The organism is Amycolatopsis sp. NPDC004625, assembly GCF_040609695.1.
GTDB lineage: Bacteria > Actinomycetota > Actinomycetes > Mycobacteriales > Pseudonocardiaceae > Amycolatopsis.
This window is the reverse complement of record NZ_JBEXKX010000066.1, coordinates 1-19412: the sequence shown is the minus strand read 5'-3', so window position 1 is coordinate 19412 and position 19412 is coordinate 1. Positions and strand designations below refer to the sequence as shown.

Annotated in this window: 18 protein-coding genes, 2 tRNA genes, 1 other RNA gene and 1 pseudogene; 14 read left to right on the top strand and 8 right to left on the bottom strand. The window is 69.9% G+C overall.

Features of this window, described 5'->3' with window-relative positions:
- Nucleotides 1-119: 119 nt before the first annotated feature.
- Nucleotides 120-3128 carry a UPF0182 family protein gene (locus tag ABZW17_RS41840; protein WP_354827003.1) on the top strand — a complete coding sequence of 1003 codons (3009 nt, stop codon included), beginning with the start codon at nt 120-122 and terminating at the stop codon, nt 3126-3128.
- A gap of 67 nt (nt 3129-3195) precedes the next feature.
- A tRNA-Met gene (locus tag ABZW17_RS41835) sits at nt 3196-3269 on the top strand.
- Nucleotides 3270-3824: 555 nt separating this feature from the next.
- Here ABZW17_RS41835 and ABZW17_RS41830 read toward each other — a convergent pair.
- Nucleotides 3825-4046: pseudogene (locus tag ABZW17_RS41830) on the bottom strand (FAD-dependent monooxygenase); the annotation flags it as partial.
- A gap of 41 nt (nt 4047-4087) precedes the next feature.
- Here ABZW17_RS41830 and ABZW17_RS41825 point away from each other — a divergent pair.
- The 8 genes from ABZW17_RS41825 to ABZW17_RS41790 all read left to right on the top strand — a co-directional run bounded on the left by ABZW17_RS41825 (nt 4088) and on the right by ABZW17_RS41790 (nt 9884).
- Nucleotides 4088-4579: a TetR/AcrR family transcriptional regulator C-terminal domain-containing protein gene (locus tag ABZW17_RS41825; protein WP_354827001.1), complete on the top strand. Its 492-nt coding sequence runs from the start codon at nt 4088-4090 to the stop codon at nt 4577-4579.
- Nucleotides 4580-4600: 21 nt separating this feature from the next.
- Nucleotides 4601-4677: transfer RNA gene (locus ABZW17_RS41820), tRNA-Met, on the top strand.
- A gap of 380 nt (nt 4678-5057) precedes the next feature.
- Nucleotides 5058-5558: a helix-turn-helix transcriptional regulator gene (locus ABZW17_RS41815; RefSeq protein ID WP_354826999.1), complete on the top strand. Its 501-nt coding sequence runs from the start codon at nt 5058-5060 to the stop codon at nt 5556-5558.
- A 63-nt stretch (nt 5559-5621) separates the two neighbouring features.
- Nucleotides 5622-6719 carry a peptide chain release factor 2 gene (gene prfB, locus ABZW17_RS41810; protein WP_354826996.1) on the top strand — a complete coding sequence of 366 codons (1098 nt, stop codon included), beginning with the start codon at nt 5622-5624 and terminating at the stop codon, nt 6717-6719.
- Between the two features lie 112 nt (nt 6720-6831).
- Nucleotides 6832-7521 carry a cell division ATP-binding protein FtsE gene (gene ftsE, locus ABZW17_RS41805; protein WP_003082104.1) on the top strand — a complete coding sequence of 230 codons (690 nt, stop codon included), beginning with the start codon at nt 6832-6834 and terminating at the stop codon, nt 7519-7521.
- A gap of 43 nt (nt 7522-7564) precedes the next feature.
- The gene (gene ftsX / locus ABZW17_RS41800) at nt 7565-8458 is read left to right on the top strand and encodes a permease-like cell division protein FtsX (protein ID WP_354826993.1); all 894 of its coding nucleotides are present in this window, start codon (nt 7565-7567) and stop codon (nt 8456-8458) included.
- A 47-nt stretch (nt 8459-8505) separates the two neighbouring features.
- Nucleotides 8506-8988 (top strand): SsrA-binding protein SmpB, encoded by a 483-nt coding sequence (gene smpB, locus ABZW17_RS41795; RefSeq protein WP_354826990.1) that lies wholly within the window; start codon nt 8506-8508, stop codon nt 8986-8988.
- Nucleotides 8985-9884: an amidohydrolase family protein gene (locus ABZW17_RS41790; protein ID WP_354826987.1), complete on the top strand. Its 900-nt coding sequence runs from the start codon at nt 8985-8987 to the stop codon at nt 9882-9884. Before smpB ends, ABZW17_RS41790 begins: the two co-directional genes overlap by 4 nt.
- Before the next feature lie 43 nt (nt 9885-9927).
- On the opposite strand, the gene ABZW17_RS41785 is transcribed toward ABZW17_RS41790, so the two are convergent.
- Both ABZW17_RS41785 and ABZW17_RS41780 read right to left on the bottom strand, forming a co-directional pair.
- A complete protein-coding gene (locus ABZW17_RS41785; RefSeq protein ID WP_354826984.1) occupies nt 9928-11244 on the bottom strand; it encodes an acyltransferase in 1317 nt (438 codons plus the stop codon).
- Between the two features lie 124 nt (nt 11245-11368).
- Complete coding sequence (locus ABZW17_RS41780; protein WP_354826981.1) at nt 11369-11593, bottom strand: hypothetical protein; 225 nt, start codon at nt 11591-11593, stop codon at nt 11369-11371.
- A 142-nt stretch (nt 11594-11735) separates the two neighbouring features.
- On the opposite strand from ABZW17_RS41780, the gene ABZW17_RS41775 reads away from it, so the two are divergent.
- Entirely contained in the window at nt 11736-12167 is a 432-nt protein-coding gene (locus tag ABZW17_RS41775) for a heme-binding protein (protein WP_354826979.1), read from the top strand.
- Here the strand turns inward: ABZW17_RS41775 and ABZW17_RS41770 are convergent.
- From ABZW17_RS41770 to ABZW17_RS41760, 3 genes are read right to left on the bottom strand one after another with little or no spacing between them, the layout of a single operon-like run.
- Nucleotides 12152-12793, bottom strand: coding sequence for a response regulator transcription factor (locus tag ABZW17_RS41770; protein WP_003082082.1), 642 nt, complete (start codon nt 12791-12793; stop codon nt 12152-12154). The genes ABZW17_RS41775 and ABZW17_RS41770 overlap by 16 nt on opposite strands.
- 39 nt (nt 12794-12832) lie before the next feature.
- Entirely contained in the window at nt 12833-13963 is a 1131-nt protein-coding gene (locus ABZW17_RS41765) for a sensor histidine kinase (RefSeq protein ID WP_354826977.1), read from the bottom strand.
- The gene (locus tag ABZW17_RS41760) at nt 13960-14634 is read right to left on the bottom strand and encodes a sensor domain-containing protein (protein ID WP_354826975.1); all 675 of its coding nucleotides are present in this window, start codon (nt 14632-14634) and stop codon (nt 13960-13962) included. The genes ABZW17_RS41765 and ABZW17_RS41760 overlap by 4 nt, the downstream gene beginning before the upstream one ends.
- Nucleotides 14635-14784: 150 nt before the next feature.
- Here ABZW17_RS41760 and ssrA point away from each other — a divergent pair.
- Nucleotides 14785-15152, top strand: a transfer-messenger RNA (tmRNA) gene (gene ssrA / locus ABZW17_RS41755).
- A 200-nt stretch (nt 15153-15352) separates the two neighbouring features.
- Nucleotides 15353-15562 (top strand): hypothetical protein, encoded by a 210-nt coding sequence (locus ABZW17_RS41750; RefSeq protein WP_354826972.1) that lies wholly within the window; start codon nt 15353-15355, stop codon nt 15560-15562.
- Between the two features lies 1 nt (nt 15563).
- Here ABZW17_RS41750 and ABZW17_RS41745 read toward each other — a convergent pair whose 3' ends face one another.
- Together ABZW17_RS41745 and ABZW17_RS41740 are read right to left on the bottom strand one after the other, a co-directional pair.
- Nucleotides 15564-16847: a GGDEF domain-containing protein gene (locus ABZW17_RS41745; protein WP_354826969.1), complete on the bottom strand. Its 1284-nt coding sequence runs from the start codon at nt 16845-16847 to the stop codon at nt 15564-15566.
- A 97-nt stretch (nt 16848-16944) separates the two neighbouring features.
- The gene (locus ABZW17_RS41740) at nt 16945-17727 is read right to left on the bottom strand and encodes an IclR family transcriptional regulator (protein WP_354826966.1); all 783 of its coding nucleotides are present in this window, start codon (nt 17725-17727) and stop codon (nt 16945-16947) included.
- 72 nt (nt 17728-17799) lie between these two features.
- On the opposite strand from ABZW17_RS41740, the gene hutH reads away from it, so the two are divergent.
- Nucleotides 17800-19359: a histidine ammonia-lyase gene (hutH, locus tag ABZW17_RS41735; protein WP_354826963.1), complete on the top strand. Its 1560-nt coding sequence runs from the start codon at nt 17800-17802 to the stop codon at nt 19357-19359.
- The last annotated feature ends 53 nt before the right edge of the window (nt 19360-19412 follow it).

The following is a 19412-nucleotide window of genomic DNA, read 5'->3' as shown; positions in this document are numbered from 1 at the left end:
CGACGCCGCGAGTCCGGTTTGGGCGGGTCCCGGGAACTTCACCGGGCATCCGTAGAGTTAGGGAATCAGGGGGCGCACGCGCCCCTGCTCAAGTGTTGACGAAGACAGGAGCGTGTGCCGTGGCGACTCGGCCCCCGGTGAGCCTGCCGAAGCTGTCCCGGCGGAGCCGGATCCTCCTCATCATCGCCGCGGTGATCGTGCTGGCGCTGCTGCTCGGGGCCCGCCTCCTCGACACGTACGTCGATTGGCTGTGGTTCGGCGAAGTCGGGGCGCGCGGGGTGTTCACCACCCAGGTGATCACCCGGGTCATCCTCTTCTTCGCCGTCGGGCTGCTCGTCGGCGGCGCGCTGGCGATCAGCCTGATGATCGCCTACCGCACCCGCCCGGTGTTCGTGCCGATCTCCGGCGCCGACGACCCGCTGGCGCGCTACCGCTCCGCGATCGTCGCCCGCATCCGCCTCTTCGGCGTCGGCATCCCGGTGCTCACCGGGCTCATCGCCGGCCTGTCCGCCCAGGGCGACTGGCAGGTCGTGCAGCTGTTCCTCAACGGCACCTCGTTCGGCCAGACCGACCCCGAGTTCGGCAACGACGTCGGCTTCTACGCCTTCGACCTCCCGTTCTTCAACTGGCTGCTCGGCTGGCTGTTCATCACCGTCGTCATCTCCTTCTTCGGCGCGCTGATCTCCCACTACGTCTTCGGCGGCATCCGGCTGGCCGGCAAGGGCGGCCAGCTCGCCGGCCCGACCCGCGCGCAGCTCGCCATCACCGTCGGGCTCTTCGTGCTGCTGAAGGCGGTCGAGTACTTCTTCGACCGCTACAACCTGCTGCTGTCCGACCGCGGGGCCCCGCTGTTCATCGGTGCCACCTACACCGACCTGAACGCGGTCCTGCCGGCCAAGCTGATCCTGCTGTGCATCTCGGTGATCTGCGCGATCGCGTTCTTCGCCGGCGCGTTCCTGCGCAACCTGCAGCTCCCGGCCATCGCACTGGTGCTGCTGATCCTGTCGAGCATCCTGGTCGGCGTCGCCTGGCCCGCCATCCTCGACCAGTTCTCGGTGAAGCCGAACGCCAACGAGAAGGAAGCGACGTCCATCCAGCGCAACATGGACGCCACCCGCCGCGCCTACGGCCTCACCGACGTCCAGTACCAGCCCTACACCGGCAAGTCGGACGCCACCCCGGACCAGATCAAGGCCGACACCGGCACGATGTCGAACATCCGGCTGCTCGACCCGAACATCCTCTCCGACACCTTCACCCAGCGCGTCGGCCGCGAGAACTTCTACGGCTTCCCGGCCAAGCTGGACATCGACCGCTACACCGTCGGCGGCGTGACGCAGGACTACATCGTCGCCGCCAAGGAGATCAAGACCGAGGGCCTCACCGGCAACCAGACCAGCTGGATCAACAAGCACCTCGTCTACACCCACGGCAACGGCTTCGTCGTCGCCCCCGCCAACACGATCGACCGCGCGGTCAAGGACGCCAACTCCGACGGCGGCTACCCGATCGCGACGACCAGCGACACGCAGAACCCGTCCGGCGCCGGCGCCGCCGGCGCGAACCAGACCGGCATCCAGGTCAAGGAACCCCGCATCTACTACGGCGAGCTGTCCGCCGCGGAGTCCGACTACGCCATCGTCGGCGGCACCTCCGGCAACGCGCCGGGCGAGTACGACACCGCGACCGACCGCTACACCTACAAGGGCACCGGCGGCGTTTCGATCGACAACTGGTTCAACCGCCTCGCCTTCGCCGCCGAATACGGCGAACGGAACATCCTGTTCTCCGACGCCATCGGCGACAACTCCAAGATCATGTACAACCGCGACCCGCGCGACCGCGTCAGCAAGGTCGCGCCGTGGCTGACCCTCGACGGCGACCCGTACCCGGCCGTCGTCGACGGCAAGATCCAGTGGATCATCGACGGCTACACCACGCTCAACAACTTCCCGTACGCCCAGCAGACGCAGCTCGGCGCGGCCACCAACGACTCCCTCAACGGCGTCGCCCGGCAGGCCAACAGCTCCATCAACTACATCCGCAACTCGGTCAAGGCCACCGTCGACGCCTTCAACGGCACCGTGACGCTGTACTCGATCGACGACAAGGAACCGGTCCTCAACGCCTGGGAGAAGGTCTTCCCCGGACTCGTGAAACCGAGCTCCGAGATCTCACCGGACCTGCGGTCGCACTTCCGCTATCCGGAGGACCTGTTCAAGATCCAGCGTGAACTGCTGTCGCGCTACCACGTCAGCAACCCGCAGGAGTTCTACTCACAGCAGGCGTTCTGGAGCGTCCCGCAGGACCCGACGGCCGAAGGCGGCTCCAACCCGGCCGCGGCCGGCGCGGCCAACCAGCCCGGCTACTACGTCCTCGCCGACACCCCCGGCCAGACCAAGCCCACGTTCCAGCTCACCAGCTCCCTGACCGGCCTCCAACGCCAGTACCTCGCGTCCTGGATGTCGGTGTCCTCCGACCCGGCCGACTACGGCAAGATCCGCGTCCTCCAGCTACCCAGCGCGGCCACCGGAGCCACCCAGGTCGACGGCCCGGTCCAGGTCCAGAACCGGTTCCAGAGCGACTCCCGCGTCGCCCAGGACCGCACCCTGTTCAACAACCCGAACGTCACCCCGATCTACGGCAACCTGATCACCCTCCCGGTCGCCGACGGCTTCCTTTACGTCGAACCCGTCTACATCCGGCAGCGCAACCAGAACAGCTACCCGCAGCTGGCCCGCGTCCTCGTCTCCTACGGACCCAAGGTCGGCTACGGCGCCACCCTCCAGGAAGCCCTCGACCAGGTCTTCGGCGCCGGCACCGGCGAAGCCACCACCACCCCACCCCAAGCCGGCCAGCCCACCACGACCCCGCCGTCGTCCACCAACCCCAACCCGACCACCACCCCGCCCGCCAACAACGGCGGCGGCAACGCGGCCCTCGACAAGGCCGTCACCGACATCCAGGCCGCCCTCGCCAAACTCAAAGCCGCCCAGCAGTCCGGCAACTTCACCGACCAAGGCGCCGCCCTCGCCGCCCTCGACGCGGCCGCCCGCGCCTACGAAGCTGCCAAGACCGCAGCCCCCGGCACCAGCACCCCACCACCGAGCAGCCAGCCCGGAGGGTGACATCGGTAACGTCAACGGCACCTGCTTTGCACCCACCCGAAAGGCAGGCGTAAGGTAGGTGCCACGACGCGGGGTGGAGCAGCTCGGTAGCTCGCTGGGCTCATAACCCAGAGGTCGCAGGTTCAAATCCTGTCCCCGCTACAGAGGTTGGAGGCGTGTGCTCGCGGTTTGCGCGAGCCACGCCTCTTTCGCATTGGCTCTGGGGGTCGGACCCCCAGACCCCCGCCAGGGGGGCTTCGCCGCCCCTGGACCCCCCTGCGGGGGCTTCCTTTACCTGGTTGGCCAGGCTCCTGTTGTGTTTGCTGTTTAGCCGTTTGGGCGGATCGGGATCCTCTCCACCTCTGGCCAGGGTAGTTCTGGGGTTTTGGCTACGAGGATTGCTGGGTGTGGGGGTGGGTGGGGGTTTTGTTAGGAAGACCCAGGTTCCTTTGTGGAACAGGGTGCTTGCGTGGCCGTGTGGCAGTGGGATGGTGGGGAGGCGGGTTCCTGCTGCTGGGTGGGGGGTCGTCTGTGGGGTATTTGATGCTTTGGCCTGATAGGTGGTGCTGGGCTTCGGGGATTTCTGCCAAGTCTCGGAAGAGGGCTCGTTCGGCTCGGACAGGGGGATCACTCCCACGAACTTGCCCGGGCTCTGGGACGTCACCATGTTCGTCGTCGAACGCCACTGGGTGGGGGCTCCCGGCGGTGTTCGTCCGCGACAGTCGCGAACGAGCGCTTCTCCGCGCGGCCCAGCAACCCCCGCAGATCCAGGATTTCCGCCGGGCGCGGCTGGAGGTTCAGGGCCTTCGACAGGCCCGTTCGCTCGTGCATCCGCTCAAGCACCTGAACGTCCACTCCGGCCAATGCCAGTTCGCTCGCCGGCATCAGACCCGTCGGGCCCGCGCCGGCGACCACCACCTCCGCAGGTGCCCTTAACATCGTTAAGGTGTCGACCCCGGTGCTCAAGGAGACCGCTGAACATGGCCCTGACCAGGCAGGACACCGCCCGATCCGGGCTGGAGCTGCTCAATGACGTCGGGCTCAACGGGCTCACCCTGCTCGACGAGATGGCGACGCAGATGTACCGCGACTCCGCGGCCGATCGGCAGCCGCCGGCGTCGATGGGGGAGTGGGAGGGGGTTGCGCACAGCGCCCGCGCGCTGCGGCGGATGATGCTCGCCTACCGCGACGGCGGCAAGGTTTTCGCTGGTACGTACCTTGACGACACCGATCTCGTCGGTCCGCACCCGCTGCGCCGCAGCATCGAGGCCGGCCTCGACGAGGGGCGGGCCAGCCGGGCCACCTTCATCGTCTGCTTCGTCCGGCGAGGCGGTGCGCGGGGACGCCGAAGCGCGGTTCGAGGACGGGCTGGCGATGGTCCTCAGTGGAGCCCGTCAGTGGCTCGAGACGGCGTAACGCCAGGTCAGGCGGTTTGGGCACCCCGGTGTCCGGCCCCTGACGACGCCGTGTAATCTATTCAAGTACCACAACGGCGCGGGGTGGAGCAGCTCGGTAGCTCGCTGGGCTCATAACCCAGAGGTCGCAGGTTCAAATCCTGTCCCCGCTACCACCAAGAGGCACGTTCTCGGGAAATCCGGGAACGTGCCTCTTTTTTCATGCTCGGGACACTTTCGCTGCCGACTTTTCCGTGGAACGCGCCGAAAACTGCGGATCCCACGATGTGGACGCACCTTCGGTGTGGTTGCGGTGCGTGTCCGCGGTCCGCCAAGCCGGGGAGTGCCGCCCGGCGAACTCACCTGCCTGGAGGTTGCCGAGGTGGTTCGCGTGCGTCTGGTTGGACCAAAAAAACCTGGGAGCGGTTGCAGAGCGTATTCACGTCCACAGTGGACCGCGTTCCATTGGGCCGAACGAGGGGATCTCACTAGCCACAATGGACAGATACGCTGACCACTGTGGACACAGCCGCCGATAAGTGGGAATCTAGGGGACGTGTCCGAATTGAATGCAACAGCCGCCGCCCTGCTCGGTCTGCTCCACGACGGTCCCGCCACCGGCGGGCAGCTCGTCGCCGGAGCCGGAGAGCGGTTCGGTGCCTTCTTCAGCGTCACCCGCAGCCAGGTGTACCGGGAGCTCCCGGCGCTGTCCAAGGAAGGCCTCGTCCGGCTCGGCAAGCAGGGCCCGCGCTCCAGCCAGCAGTACCTGATCACCGCCGCCGGCAAGAAGGCCTTCAAGGCCTGGCTGACGTCCGAAGCCGGCCCCGACCACCTGCGCAGCCCGCTCATCCTGCGGCTCGTGCACGCGGGGTCGCTGACGGCGAAGCAGCGCCAGTCGCTGCTCGACTCGGCCCGGGCCAGCTACAGCCAGCAGCTCGACGACGCGAGGTCGGCCACCAAGGCGGCCGAAGGGCCCTACGAAAAGGCCGTCGCCGAGTTCGCCCAGGCTCAGGCGAAGGCCGCGCTCAAGCTGCTCGACGCCATCCCCGCGGCCTGAGGTTCGCGCGCCCACGACCGGTGCTCGCAACCGGTCGTGGGTTTTGCCGTAACCTTGACAAACGTGAGTGATGAGTTCGACGCGGCACTGAGGGACCTGGCCGGCAAGCTGACGCAGATCGAGTCGGTGATGGACCTGGATGCGCTGCGCGCCCAGGTCGCCGACCTGGAGAAGCAGGCCTCGAGCCCCACCCTCTGGGACAACCCGGAGGAGGCTCAGAAGGTCACCAGCCAGCTGTCCCACCGGCAGGGCGAGCTGCGCCGGGTCTCCGACCTGCGCCAGCGGCTCGACGACCTCGGCGTGCTGTACGAGCTCGCCGAGGCCGAAGGCGACTCCGGCAGCCTGGGCGAGGCCGAGACCGAGCTCGCCGACCTCGGCAAGGCCATCGACGGCCTCGAGGTCCGCACCCTGCTCTCGGGCGAGTACGACGACCGCAACGCCGTCGTCACCATCCGCTCGGAGGCCGGTGGCGTCGACGCGGCCGACTTCGCCGAGATGCTCCTTCGCATGTACATGCGCTGGGCGGAGCGCCACGGCTACCCGACCGACGTCTACGACATCTCCTACGCCGAAGAGGCGGGCATCAAGTCGGCGACGTTCAAGGTCAGCGCGCCCTACATCTACGGCACCCTCTCGGTCGAGCAGGGCACCCACCGGCTCGTCCGGATCTCGCCCTTCGACAACCAGGGCCGCCGCCAGACGTCGTTCGCGCACGTCGAGGTGCTGCCCGAGGTCGAAGAGGTCGACCACGTCGACATCCCGGAGAAGGACATCCGGGTCGACGTCTACCGCTCGTCGGGCCCCGGCGGCCAGAGCGTCAACACGACCGACAGTGCGGTGCGCATCACGCACATCCCGACGAACATCGTCGTCTCCTGCCAGAACGAGAAGTCGCAGCTGCAGAACAAGGCGGCCGCGATGAAGGTCCTCCAGTCGCGGCTGCTGCAGCGGAAGAAGGAAGAAGAGCGCAAGGAGATGGACGCGCTCAAGGACGGCGGCTCCAGCTGGGGCAACCAGATGCGCTCCTACGTGCTGCACCCGTACCAGATGGTCAAGGACCTGCGGACCGAGTTCGAGGTCGGCAACCCGAGCGCGGTGCTCGACGGCGACATCGACGGCTTCCTCGACGCCGGCATCCGCTGGCGGGTCCAGACCGCTTGATCGGCGCAGGGGGTGTTTGCGTGACCGCTCACCGTACGCAAACACCCGCTGCTCCACCCGGGTGGACCGGGCAACCGGGGCTTCACGAGACCGGTGGGTAGTATGCCGAATCGTGATCCGGCTCGAAGAGGTTTCCAAGGTCTACAAGACCTCGACGCGGCCCGCGCTCGAGCGGGTGTCCGTCGACATCGAAAAGGGTGAGTTCGTCTTCCTCATCGGTCCCTCGGGATCGGGGAAGTCGACCTTCCTCCGGCTGCTGCTGCGCGAAGAGACGCCGAGCAAGGGCCGCGTGATGGTGTCCAACTTCGACGTCGCCAAGCTGGCCCGCCGCAGGGTCCCGCGCCTGCGGCAGACCATCGGCTGCGTCTTCCAGGACTTCCGGCTGCTCGCGAACAAGACCGTCGCCGAAAACGTCGCGTTCGCCCTCGAGGTCATCGGCAAGCCCGGGCCGACCATCAAGAAGGTCGTCCCGGAGGTGCTGGAGCTCGTCGGCCTCGACGGCAAGGCCGACCGGCTGCCCAACGAGCTCTCCGGTGGTGAGCAGCAGCGCGTCGCGATCGCGCGTGCGTTCGTGAACCGGCCGCTGGTGCTGCTCGCCGACGAACCGACCGGGAACCTGGACCCCGACACGAGCCAGGACATCATGCTGCTGCTGGAGCGGATCAACCGCACCGGCACGACCGTCCTGATGGCCACCCACGATCACTCCATCGTGGACTCCATGCGGCGCCGCGTGGTCGAGCTGCAGCTCGGCCGGGTGATCCGCGACGACGCTCGCGGCGTCTACGGCATCGGTCGCTGACCTCCCCGCCCCAGCCCCCGACTTTCAAGGACCTGACCCCGACATGCGCGCCAGTTTCGTCTTCAGTGAGGTAATCACCGGCCTGCGCCGGAACGTCACGATGACCATCGCGATGATCCTGACCACGGCCGTGTCGCTCGCCATGCTCGGCGGCGGCCTCCTGGCCGTGCGCACGATCGACAAGATGAAGTCCAACTTCCTCGCCGACGTCGAGGTTTCGGTCTACCTCACCGACGACATCAGCGCGGGCGACAAGAACTGCACGCAGGCGCTGTGCCAGTCGCTGCGGACGTCGCTGCAGAGCAACAACGGCGTCGAGTCGGTCGTGTTCGAGAACCGCGACCAGGCGTTCGACCGGTTCAAGAAGATCTTCGAGAGCCAGCCGGAGCTGATCGCGCTCACCGGCCCCGAGTCGCTGCCCGCGTCGCTGCACGTGAAGCTGAAGGACCCGGACCGCAGCGACGCGATCGTGCAGGAGTACTCGACGAAGCCGGGTGTGCGGAAGGTCGACGACCAGAAGAAGTTCCTCGACCGCGTGTTCAACGCCTTCAACGGCGTCCGCAACATGGCCTTCGGCGCCGCGCTCATCATGGCCATCGCCGCGCTGCTGCTGATCGCCAACACGATCCAGGTGTCCGCGTTCACCCGCCGCACCGAGGTCGGCATCATGCGGCTCGTCGGCGCGACGCGGTGGTACACGCAGCTGCCGTTCCTCCTGGAGGCGGTGGTCGCCGGCGCGGTCGGTGCGATCCTCGGGATCATCATGCTGATCATCACGAAGGCCGGTTTCCTCGACTCGGTGTTCACCGGGGACGTGTTCCCGAAGATCACCACGCTGGAGCTGCTGTTCCCGGTCGCGCCGATCCTGCTGGCGGTGTCCGTGGTGATCTCCGCCATCACCGGGTACGTCACGCTGCGCCTGTACGTCCGGCACTAGCGTTTAACCAGCTGCTTGTCGTTTCGAGAATCACGTAGAGTGGTCGTATGCCCAAGGAACGTGGCCAGAAGGTGATCGTGTCGAACCGCAAGGCGCGGCACGATTACTCCATCCTCGACACCTACGAGTGCGGTCTCGTGCTCGTCGGCACCGAGGTCAAGAGCCTGCGCGAGGGCAAGGCGTCGCTGGCGGACGCGTTCGCGACGGTCGACGACGGCGAAGTGTGGCTGCGCAACGTGCACATCCCGGAGTACACGCAGGGCACGTGGACCAACCACACGCCCCGGCGCACCCGGAAGCTGCTGCTGCACCGGCGCGAGATCGAGAAGCTGATCGGCAAGACCAAGGAGAGCGGGCTCTCCCTGGTTCCGCTGTCGATGTACTTCAAGGACGGCAAGGTCAAGGTCGAGATCGCGCTGGCCCAGGGCAAGAAGGCCTACGACAAGCGGCAGACGCTCGCCAAGCGGGACGCGGACCGCGACATCCGGAAGGCCATGGGCCGCGCGCTGAAGGGCCGGTTCACGGAGTGACGCCGGGCCCGGCAACCGATGCGGACGTCGCGCGCTGGACGGCGTCGCTGGGCCTGCCGGGCCTGGTCGACCTGCACGTCCACTTCCTGCCGAAGCCGGTGATGGACAAGGTCTGGGCGTACTTCGACGCGGCCTCGACGCACTACGGCACCGAGTGGCCGGTGTTCTACCGGACGTCCGAAGAGGACAGGCTGGCCACGCTGCGTTCGCTGGGCGTGACGCGGTTCGCGCCGCTGGTCTACCCGCACAAGCCGGGGATGGCGCAGTGGCTGACGGACTGGGCGCTGGAGTTCGCGGCGCGGGTTCCGGACGCGGTCCCGGCCGGGACGTTCTACCCCGAGCTCGGCGCCGGGTCCGCTGTGGACGGTGCGCTGCGGGCCGGCGCCCGGGTGTTCAAGGCGCACGTGCAGGTCGGCGCGTACGACCCGCGTGACGACCTGCTGAAGCCGGTGTGGGGCGCGCTGGCCGACGCCGGCGTGCCGGTCGTCGTCCACTGTGGACACGGTCCGTTGCGGGGCGACTTCACCGGGTTGTCGGTGTTCGAAGAGGTGCTCGCGCGGCACCCGAACCTGACGGCGGTGCTCGCGCACGCGGCGATGCCGGAGTTCGGGACGGCGTTCGAGCTGCTGGCGAAGTACCCGCGGGTGCACCTGGACACGACGATGGTGGGCGTCCCGTTCGCCGAGGCGATGTCGCCGCTGCCGCCGGACTGGACCGCGCGGCTGGCGGAGTTCGCCGACCGCGTCGTGCTCGGCACGGACTTCCCGAACATCCCGTACTCCTACGCGACGCAGCTGCAGGCGATCGCCGGCTGGGCGGCCGGCGATCGCCTGGGGGAGCCGTTCCTGCGGGCCGTCCTGCACGACACCCCGCTGCGCCTGCTCAACGCCTCGTGAGTGGTAAGGCGGGTTAGAACCCGCCTTACCACTCACGACCGGGTCAGCGCTTGACGGTGGCTCGTTCGGTCACGGTGACCGCGCGGCCCAGCAGGTCGACCACCGGGACCGGCTTGCTCGCCAGCAGGAACCCGGCCGTCGCCAGGACCACCCACGGCACCGGGCCGTGCGCGACGCCGTCGGACAGCGGGGCGAACCCGTGGGCCGCCAGGCCGAGCAGGCCGCCGGAGATCAGCACGCCCGCCACCACCAGCTGCGGGATGCCCACGGCGACGCCGGCGGTGTCGCGCTGCATCTCGAAGTGCGCGAACAGCCGCAGCAGGCCGAGCAGCACCAGGCCGCACACCGCGAACCACGCGGGCGCCATGACCAGCCAGAACACCGTGCCCGGCGCCGGGGTTTCGTAGCCGAGGCCGTAGACCGTCACGCCCGCCACGACGATCAGCGCCGGCATGTGCCAGAGGTAGACGCTCATGAACCGCGCGCCGAGCCAGCCGAGGGCGCTCCCGACGCCCGGCCGGGCCGCGAGCGCGTTGAGCTGCGGGCGGAAGGCGAGCAGCAGCCCGATCTGGCCGACGGCGAGGAAGGCGAGCAGCACGGTCGGCGGGCTCATGTTCGACACCGGCGCGCCCGGCATGCCGATCATGCTGGCCGGGTACGGCCCGAACGCGACCATCAGCGCGGTGACGCCGAACCCGGCGGCCGACAGCGTCAGCGCGGCTCGGCGGGTCAGCGAACCGAGGCGGCCTTCGACGTAGTGGAAGCCCAGCTGGTGCACCGCGACCCAGACGAAGACCGCGTTGGCGTACCCGATGTAGCCGAAGTCGTTGAAGCGCGCGACGTCGACGAGGACGCCGGCCACCCCCATGACCAGCGGCACCTTCAGCCCCCAGCGGCGGTGCGCGGCGACCATGAGCGGCGTGAGCAGCACGACGAGCACGTACACGGCGAGGAACCACAGCAACTGCGCGGCGATGGCGCTGGCGACCTGGAGCGGCTGCGGTGGTACGCCGAGCCCGCGCAGGAAGTCCGGCATCACCAGCCAGACGGCCATCAGCGGCAGCACCGGCACCATCAGGCGCTTGAGGCGCGCGCCGAGCCACTGGCGCGTCGAACCCGCGCGCCGGAAGGAGATCAGGTTCGCCGCGCCCCCGGCGAAGAAGACCAGCGGCATGACCTGGCTGAGCCAGGTGACGACCCACCAGCCGGGCGTGGCCAGGGCGTTGCCGGTGGCGAGGTGCCCGTCGGCGTAGGAGAGCACCGGCATGGTCCAGTGCTGGGCGATGACGGCGAGGATGGCCCCCGCCCGGACGACGTCGAGAAACCGGTCCCGGCTCGCACCTGGCTGGCTTGTCTGCATGCCGTTCAGCCTGGCCGCTGCGACCTGGCGAAACAGCGGTGCTGACCGGCCTTTCCGGGGTCCTGTTCACCCCCGGTGGGTACGGGGGTTACCCCTACCACCTCTTCGGACGCGGGGGTTGTCCCTACCTCGAGCCGTCCGGCTCCGGTTCGTGCTGCGTCGCGGTGACCCGGTACTCCCAGCCCGTCTCGGTCAGGCCGAGCTCGTAGCGGGTTTCGATCTTCGGGCCCCCGTGCAGGTGGATGTGCCGGATGACGGTGCCGGGCACCGGCTCGGCGTCCCCGAGCTCCTGGACGCGGCCGTCGAGCGGGCCGCCGAAGAAGCGGACGCAGCGGATCTCGTCGGACATCTGCGCGCTCCTCTCGCCGATGGGTCCGCTCATGGTAGGTGAGCGCTCACCCGGGTGCCGCCCGCGGAACGGGTGACCCGTTGTCCACCTTACGGGACTTCCGGTCACCGTCTGTTGCTCAGCGGCCACTAGGCTCGGTCCCATGACCGGTTCTCCCCGCCTCCCGGGCCTCACGCTGGCGGACGCCGACCGGCTGGTGGACGCCGCCCTCACGGCCGGGGCGGAGCGCGGGTTCCCGCCGCTGGCCGTGGCCGTGCTCGACCTCACCGGCGAAGTCATCACGTTGCGCCGCGCCGACGGCGGGATGCCGATGACCAGCCGGATCGCCGTGGCCAAGGCCCGCACCGCGCTGCTCACGCTGAACCGTTCGGGCGGGCTGGAGCTGCCCGGCCCGATCGTCGACGGCATCCAGCACCTCTTCCACGGCGACTACGTCCCGTACGCCGGCGGGGTGCTCGTCACCGACGGCGAGGTCGTCCTCGGCGCCGCCGGGGCCTCCGGTGCGCACGCCCGCGAGGACGAGGAGGCGGTGCAGGTCGCCGTCGAACGGTGGCGGGCTCAGCGGCCCAGGTAGGTCAACACCGCACGAACGCGACGGTGTTCCTCCGCACTCGCCTCGAGCCCGAGTTTCGAGAAGATGTTGCCGATGTGCTTCTCGACCGCGCCGTGCGAGACGACCAGTGAGTTCGCGATCGCGGTGTTCGACAGCCCCTGCGCCATCAGGCCGAGGACCTCGGACTCGCGGGCGGTCAGCGCGTCCAGCGGGTTGCGGCGGCCGCGGGCCATCAGCTGGGCGATGACGTCCGGGTCGATCGCCGTGCCGCCGCCGGCCACCCGGCGGACCGCGTCCAGGAAGTCCCCGACGTCGGCCACCCGCTCCTTCAGCAGGTAGCCGACCCCGCCGGCGCCGCCGGAGAGCAGCTCGACGGCGTAGGACTCCTCGACGTACTGAGAGAGCACCAGGACCGGCAGGCCCGGCACCTCCTTGCGCGCCGCCAGCGCGGCGCGCAGGCCCTCGTCGGTGAACGTCGGCGGCATCCGGACGTCGACGATCGCGAGGTCGGGACGGTGCTCGGTGACCGCGCCGAGCAGGTCGTCCCCATTGTCGACGGCCGCGACCGTCTCGATCCCCTCATCGGCGAGCAGGCGCGTGACCCCCGCCCGCAGCAGGACGGCGTCCTCGGCGATGACTACCCGCATCCGGCCCCCAGGTTCGTGGATGAACGGGGTCCAGAATATTCACCACTGGCAGGGGAGGTCAGCCCGGATCACGGTCGGCCCGCCCATCGGGCTGACCACGGTGATCACGCCGTCGATCGTCGCCGCGCGGTCGGCCAGCCCGGCCAGCCCGCCGCCGGGCCGCACCTCCGCGCCGCCGTGGCCGTTGTCGGTGATCTCGACGACGACGTGGTCGTCGGTCCGCCACACCTTCACGCCCGCTTCGGACGCTCCGGAATGCTTCGCGATGTTCGTCAGGGTCTCGCCGACGATGAAGTACGCCGTCGTCTCGACGGCCGCCGGCGGCCGCGGCTCGACGTCCACCCGGACGTCGACCGGGATCGGCGACTTCGCCGCCTGCGCCGACAGCGCCGCGTCCAGCCCGCGGTCCCCGAGGACGGCGGGGTAGATGCCGCGGGCGAGGTCCCGCAGCTCCGACACGGCGAGCTTCGCGTCCGCGTGGGCCTCGTCGATCAGCTCCCGCACCGAATCCGGGTCGTGGTCGAACTTCGACTTCGCCCGCCCGAGGCTCATCGCGACGGCCACCAGCCGCTGCTGGGCGCCGTCGTGCAGGTCACGCTCGATGCGCCGCCGTTCGGCTTCCGCCGCGTCGACACCGCGGGCCCGCGACGCCTGCAGGCGTTCGGCCTTCTGCTCCAGCCGTTTGGTGCGGTCCGGGCCCAGCAGTGCCAGGGCCAGCTCGCCGTGCAGCCAGCCCAGCCACGGCGTCACCCAGATCGCCATCGGCAGCAGCACGATCGACGCCAGCGCGATCGCGACCTCCGCGCAGGCCAGCGGGAACGCCGCCATCAGGTAGGCGAGGTCCCGCCACGTCGTCGGATCGCTCAGCCGGGTGGCCCACCGCCGCAGCAGCGTCTGCCCCTCGACCGTCCGGCGCTCGACCGGCGGCAGCGGCACCCGCAGCATCCGCCCGGCCCAGCCCCGTTCGCGGTCGCCCGACCAGCGGACGAAACTCGTCGTCGCCAGCAGGATCGGGAACCCGATCCAGATCACCGCGGTCGACACCCCCACCGCGATCCCGGTCACGATCAGCACGAACTGCAGGCTCCGGAAGAAGAAGCTGACGATCATGTAGAGGATCGTGCGCGCCGGGTGCGGCCGCGGGTGGTCCGCTTCTCGTGCCTCGGTCATCCCGCCACCAGGTTCTTCTGTTCCGCGTCTTCCCACCAGCGCTCCATCCGGTGACGCTGCGCCACGGTCGGCCCCAGCAGCGCGTTCGCCAGCCGGGCGTGCGTCCCCGCCAGCGCCTTCGTCAGCGCGACGGACAAGGCGACGAACAACACCCCCAGCGCCGCCCACGGTAGCGCCTCCACGGTGGAGTCCACGGTCAGCCACGGCACCTCCGAGTTGGGGAACCGGTACTCCCCGCCCGGCAGCCACCGGAAGTACACCGGCAGGGCCACGAGCGCCAGGCTCGTCGCCCAGAACGTCGTCACGAGCACGAACTCGACGAGCCCGACGGGGAAGAGCAGCGCGAAGTAGGTGAGGTCCCGCCAGGTCGAGGGGTCCTTCAGCCGCGCCTTCCAGCGTTGTCCCTGCTTCCCGGCGGGCAGGGGCAGGTAGGGGAGGTCGATGTAGCGGTCCAGCAGCGCGTAGACCCGCGCCCGCTCCAGCCGCGCGGCCCCCCGGACGGCGAGGACGACGAGGGCGAGCAGCCCCACCCCGACCCACACCACGGCGGTCCCCGCCCCGGCCGGGACGAACGCGGCGAGGAACCCGAACGCCAGCACCCCCAGCGGCAGGTTCATCAGCAAGAACACCACCGAGCCACCGAACGGCGGATCCCGCCTGTCGCGCACCATGACCGCTCCCTTCATCGGCTACCAGCCTCGCGCTTCACGGCGGCGTGCGACATGGTGCGAGCGGGCATCCCGGCGGTAGGGCTGGCCCCACCCCACCCGGACCAAAGGGATGGCGCCAGGCGTTATGATGAACAAGTTGTGTCCCGACAAGGGGGTGAACGGTTTCGACTTTGGACGTTGATTCAGGAGAAGCGTGCCGGTGCAGGCGAGAGACCACCGTAAGCGTCATCGCAACCAAATAAGCGCCGACTCCAGTCAGCGCGAGTTCGCCCTCGCCGCCTGAGCGAGTGCGACTCTGTCGGCCCGGGTTCGCCTCCGGCCCGGGTACCGGCATCAGCTAGGAGGCTCAGCGGCTGTCCCGGCCACGGGGAACAGTCGTGAAGCAAACAGTGGCTGGGCTCGTCACCTCAGCTTGTTCGCGTGATTGAGGGAGCCAAGCAGAGACGTAGCGGACTGCGCACGGAGAAGTCCTGTTGATACGCCAGAGGACCCGGGTTCAATTCCCGGCACCTCCACAGCGGAGAGGGCCCCAGCTCGTTCGGAGCTGGGGCCCTCTCTTCATTTGCCCCACGCGGCATTGCCGGGCCGTAGTATCCGCTGCTACCCACAGCAACAGAATCCCTGTGACAGGGCCCACGTGCGGGTGAAATTTTCGTGAGTGTCATGCTGGTCTCCCGACCATGGCTCCGCACCCGCAGAGCCGGAAGTAGGTGGCCAGATGACCTGGGCCCGGCACAGCGGCAGCTCTCTTGCCCACGACGACGACAGCCGGATGGGGGTTATCCGCGCGGAAGAGGCCGTTCGCCTCGCCGAACAGAACGACCGGGCCGTCCTCACCGTGGCCCAGCACTCCTCGGACGTCCAAGAGTGCGCCGAACTCCTCGCCATGCTGGGTCTCGACGCCGGGCGGCGGCACAAGACCGCCTGAGCTACACCAGGTCCGCCACGTGGACCACTTTGTTCCGGCCGGTCGCCTTCGCGTGGTACAGCGCCGTGTCCGCCGCGTCGAGCAGACGCTGCAACGAGGTGCCGGCCGTCGGGTACACCGCGATGCCGATCGACGCCGACAGGTTCTTGATCGACAACTGGCCCACCGGGACGGTCAGCGTGCTCACCGCGTTGCGGATGCGCTCGGCCACCGCCGCCGACGCCGGGTGCGCGAGGCCCGGGAGGAGGACCACGAACTCCTCGCCGCCGAAGCGGCCCACCGCGTCCGCCCGGCCGCGGACCGCCGAGGTGATCGTGTGGGCCACCGCGTGCAGGACCGCGTCACCCGCCAGATGGCCGTACGTGTCGTTGACCTGCTTGAAGTGGTCCAGGTCCAGCATCAGCAAGCCGAACGGGGCGGCGTGGCGCCGGGCGTCCCCGAGCGTCCGCTCGGCCAGTTCGCGCCAGCCGCCCGCGTTGTACAGACCCGTCTTCTCGTCGCGGTGAGCCGCCACCTCCAGCTGCTTCACCAGCACCGTCCGGTGCAGCAGCAGAACCGGGGGCAGCACCAGCGCGGTCAAACCCGGCAACGTCACCAGCGTCAGCGCGTTGAGCGCGCCGAGGCACAGCGTGGTCAGCTCCAGGCCGTTGTCCGACCACGTGCCGAACAACGCCAGCGGCGTCCGGCCCACCTCGTGGCGCGCCGGGAGCACCAGTAGCGCGTTCACCACGAAGAACGTCACCGCGGCCGCCACCACCGCCGCCGCGCCGGCCCCGCCGCGGGTGATCGCCGCCCGGATGTCCTCGACGCCGGTCAGCCGCAACACCCCCTGTGCCGCGTGGCAGGACAGGAGGATGATCGCCGCGTTGTTCACCGTGCGCCACGCCGGTACCCGTGGCAAGCGGTACCAGCTGCGCAGGGCCAGGTGCAGGTAGAGCCCGCCGACCAGCGCCGCCAGCAGCAGCGGCGGGAGCAGCAGGACGCCGGCGAACGTCCACGCCGATGTCATGTTGATGTGCGGTCCCGCCGACACCCGGCGCTGGTTGCGCTCCACCCGCCGGCCGGTTTCGGCCTGGGCCACCCCGAGCAGGAGCAGCGCACCCAGCACGAGCAGCGTCCGCCGGTCGACCGCCTGCGGGACCGGCCGCAGCGCCAGCACCACCGCCACGGCCTCGGTCACCAGGCCGTAACCGACCACCCGTGGACCCTGCCGCCACAACGCCCACCGCGCCGGCGGGGCGAGGACACGGCCCAGCCGCACCTTCGCCACGCGCGCGTCATCCATCGCTGGTACCCCTCGGAACCGCTGCTCAGCCACGGTAAAGAGCTGACGGAGCGGAATCGAGCCGTTCGGTGACAGTTGCCCCGATCGCCGCAGCGGGTCAGCCCGGGTGGCCGCCGATCCGGGTCGTCAGGTCGGCTGCCGTGGCCGCCACTTCGGCGGCCAGGTCCGGCCACGTCTCCGGGCACGGCTCCACGGTGCAGTGGTGGCGCAGCGTCACGCTGATCGCCGCCATCGGGCGGGCGCCGTGGTCGAAGACCGGGGCGGCCACCGACGCGAAGCCCGCTGTGACGTGGCCGTCCTCGACCGACCAGCCGAGCCGGCGTTCCGCGGTGAGCGTGCGGCGCAGCTCGGCCAGCGTGCGCGGGCCGCGGCCGGTGCGGAGGACGAACGCCGTCGCCGACGGGAAGAGCGCGCGCACGTGCGGTGCGGGCAGGTGCCGCAGGATCGCGCGGCCGGACGCGGTCAGCTGGCCCGGCAGCCGGACGCCGACCTCCGTCACCAGCGTCTCGGGGCGCACCGGGCGTTCCTTGATCAGGTAGAGGGACTCGTTGCCGTGCAGGACACCCAGGTGGGCGGTGTGCCCGACGCGGTCGACGAGCTTGCGCAGCAACGGCCCGGCCAGCCGTTCCAGCGGATCGTGGCGCAGGTAGGCCGAGCCCAGCTCGAACGCGGCGATGCCCAGGCCGTAGCGGCGTTCGGCGGGCAGGTGGACGACGAAACCGGCCGCTTCGAGCTCACTGAGCAGGTGGTAGGTGGTGGACCGGGGGAGGCCGGCTTCGCGGGCGATCGCCGCCGCCGTGACCGGGCCCGGGCGCGTGGCCAGCAGGCGCAGCACCGCCAGCCCGCGGCGCAACGCCGGCACTTCGCTGCTTTCGCCCATACGTCTGGGATACCAGACAGAACCACTCCGTGGGGCATCCCACCAGCGGTTCCGAGGAGGTGCAATGAGCCCATGCCGGAAAAAGTGCTCCTGGGAGCGGAACCGCTGACCGCCGCCCAGGTCGTCGACGTCGTCCGGGGCCACGCGCCCGTCGGGCTCGGCGACGCCGCCGAGAAGAACCTCGCCGCGACCCGCCAGCACATCGAGAACCTCGCCCACGCCGTCACACCCACCTACGGCGTCTCGACCGGCTTCGGCGCCCTCGCTACCCGTCACATCCCGGTCGAAAGCCGGACCGCACTGCAGCGGAGCCTGATCCGCTCGCACGCCGCCGGGGCCGGGCCCGCCGTCGAGGCCGAGGTCGTCCGGGCGCTGATGCTGCTGCGGCTGCGGACCCTCGCCAGCGGGTACACCGGGGTCCGGCCCGGGACCGCGCAAACGCTTGCGGCCCTGCTCAACGCCGACATCACCCCGATCGTCCACGAGTACGGTTCGCTCGGCTGCTCCGGTGATCTCGCGCCCCTGGCCGCCGTCGCGCTCGCGCTCATGGGCGAAGGCGAAGTGACGTACCGCGGCGAAGTCATCGAAGCAGCGGAAGCGCTGAAGCACGCCGGCATCGAGCCGGTCGTGCTCGCCGAGAAGGAGGGCCTCGCGCTCACCAACGGCACCGACGGCATGCTCGGCATGCTCCTGCTCGCCGCCGCCGACCTGCACCAGCTGTTCGACGTCGCCGACCTCACCGCCGCGATGAGCGTCGAGGCCCTGCTCGGCACCGACCGCGCGTTCGCCGCCGACCTCCAGGCCCTGCGCCCGCACCCCGGCCAGGCCAGGTCCGCGGCCCGGATGTGGCAGGCGCTGCAGGGCTCGAAGATCGTCGAGAGTCACCGCGGCCCGGACTGCAACCGCGTCCAGGACGCCTACTCGCTGCGGTGCGCCCCGCAGGTGCACGGCGCCGCGCGCGACAGCCTCGCGCACGCCGAACTCGTCGGCGAGCGCGAGCTCATGTCCGCAGTGGACAACCCGGTCGTCCTCGCCGACGGCCGCGTCGAGTCCAACGGCAACTTCCACGGCGCGCCCGTCGCGTACGTGCTGGACTTCCTGGCCATCCCGATCGCCGACGTCGCCAGCATCGCCGAGCGCCGCACCGACCGGATGCTCGACAAGGCGCGCTCGCACGGCCTGCCGCCGTTCCTCGCCCACGACCCCGGCGTCGACTCCGGCCACATGATCGCGCAGTACACCCAAGCCGCCGTGGTCAGCGAGCTCAAGCGGCTCGCCGTGCCCGCGTCCGTCGACTCGATCCCGAGCAGCGCCATGCAGGAGGACCACGTCTCGATGGGCTGGTCGGCCGCGCGGAAGCTGCGCAAGGCCGTCGACGGCCTGACCACGGTCCTCGCCGTCGAGCTGCTGACCGCGGCCCGCGCGCTGGACTTCCGCGCGCCGCTGGAACCGTCGCCGGTCACCGGCGCGGTGCGCGACCTGCTCCGCACGAAGGTCCCGGGCCCCGGCCCGGACCGGCACCTGGCGCCCGAGATCGCGGCCGCCGAAGAACTCGTCCGCTCCGGCGCCGTCCTCGACGCCGCCCGTCTGGAGGGTCGGGGGGGGGGAGAACGGGTTGTTAAAAAGTTTTAACAGAAGACCCCCCCCCACCGGGGGGGGGTATAACAAACCCCCCCCCCAGAGCG

Excerpts from the sequence above, each read along its gene's own strand:
- ABZW17_RS41825 (WP_354827001.1), top strand. The coding sequence starts at position 4,088 with ATGGCCCTGACCAGGCAGGACACCGCCCGATCCGGGCTGGAGCTGCTC.
- ftsX (WP_354826993.1), top strand. The coding sequence starts at position 7,565 with ATGCGCGCCAGTTTCGTCTTCAGTGAGGTAATCACCGGCCTGCGCCGG.
- smpB (WP_354826990.1), top strand. The coding sequence starts at position 8,506 with ATGCCCAAGGAACGTGGCCAGAAGGTGATCGTGTCGAACCGCAAGGCG.
- ABZW17_RS41785 (WP_354826984.1), bottom strand. The coding sequence starts at position 11,244 with ATGCAGACAAGCCAGCCAGGTGCGAGCCGGGACCGGTTTCTCGACGTC.
- ABZW17_RS41780 (WP_354826981.1), bottom strand. The coding sequence starts at position 11,593 with ATGTCCGACGAGATCCGCTGCGTCCGCTTCTTCGGCGGCCCGCTCGAC.
- ABZW17_RS41775 (WP_354826979.1), top strand. The coding sequence starts at position 11,736 with ATGACCGGTTCTCCCCGCCTCCCGGGCCTCACGCTGGCGGACGCCGAC.
- ABZW17_RS41770 (WP_003082082.1), bottom strand. The coding sequence starts at position 12,793 with ATGCGGGTAGTCATCGCCGAGGACGCCGTCCTGCTGCGGGCGGGGGTC.
- ABZW17_RS41765 (WP_354826977.1), bottom strand. The coding sequence starts at position 13,963 with ATGACCGAGGCACGAGAAGCGGACCACCCGCGGCCGCACCCGGCGCGC.
- ABZW17_RS41760 (WP_354826975.1), bottom strand. The coding sequence starts at position 14,634 with ATGGTGCGCGACAGGCGGGATCCGCCGTTCGGTGGCTCGGTGGTGTTC.
- ABZW17_RS41750 (WP_354826972.1), top strand. The coding sequence starts at position 15,353 with ATGACCTGGGCCCGGCACAGCGGCAGCTCTCTTGCCCACGACGACGAC.
- ABZW17_RS41745 (WP_354826969.1), bottom strand. The coding sequence starts at position 16,847 with ATGGATGACGCGCGCGTGGCGAAGGTGCGGCTGGGCCGTGTCCTCGCC.
- ABZW17_RS41740 (WP_354826966.1), bottom strand. The coding sequence starts at position 17,727 with ATGGGCGAAAGCAGCGAAGTGCCGGCGTTGCGCCGCGGGCTGGCGGTG.
- hutH (WP_354826963.1), top strand. The coding sequence starts at position 17,800 with ATGCCGGAAAAAGTGCTCCTGGGAGCGGAACCGCTGACCGCCGCCCAG.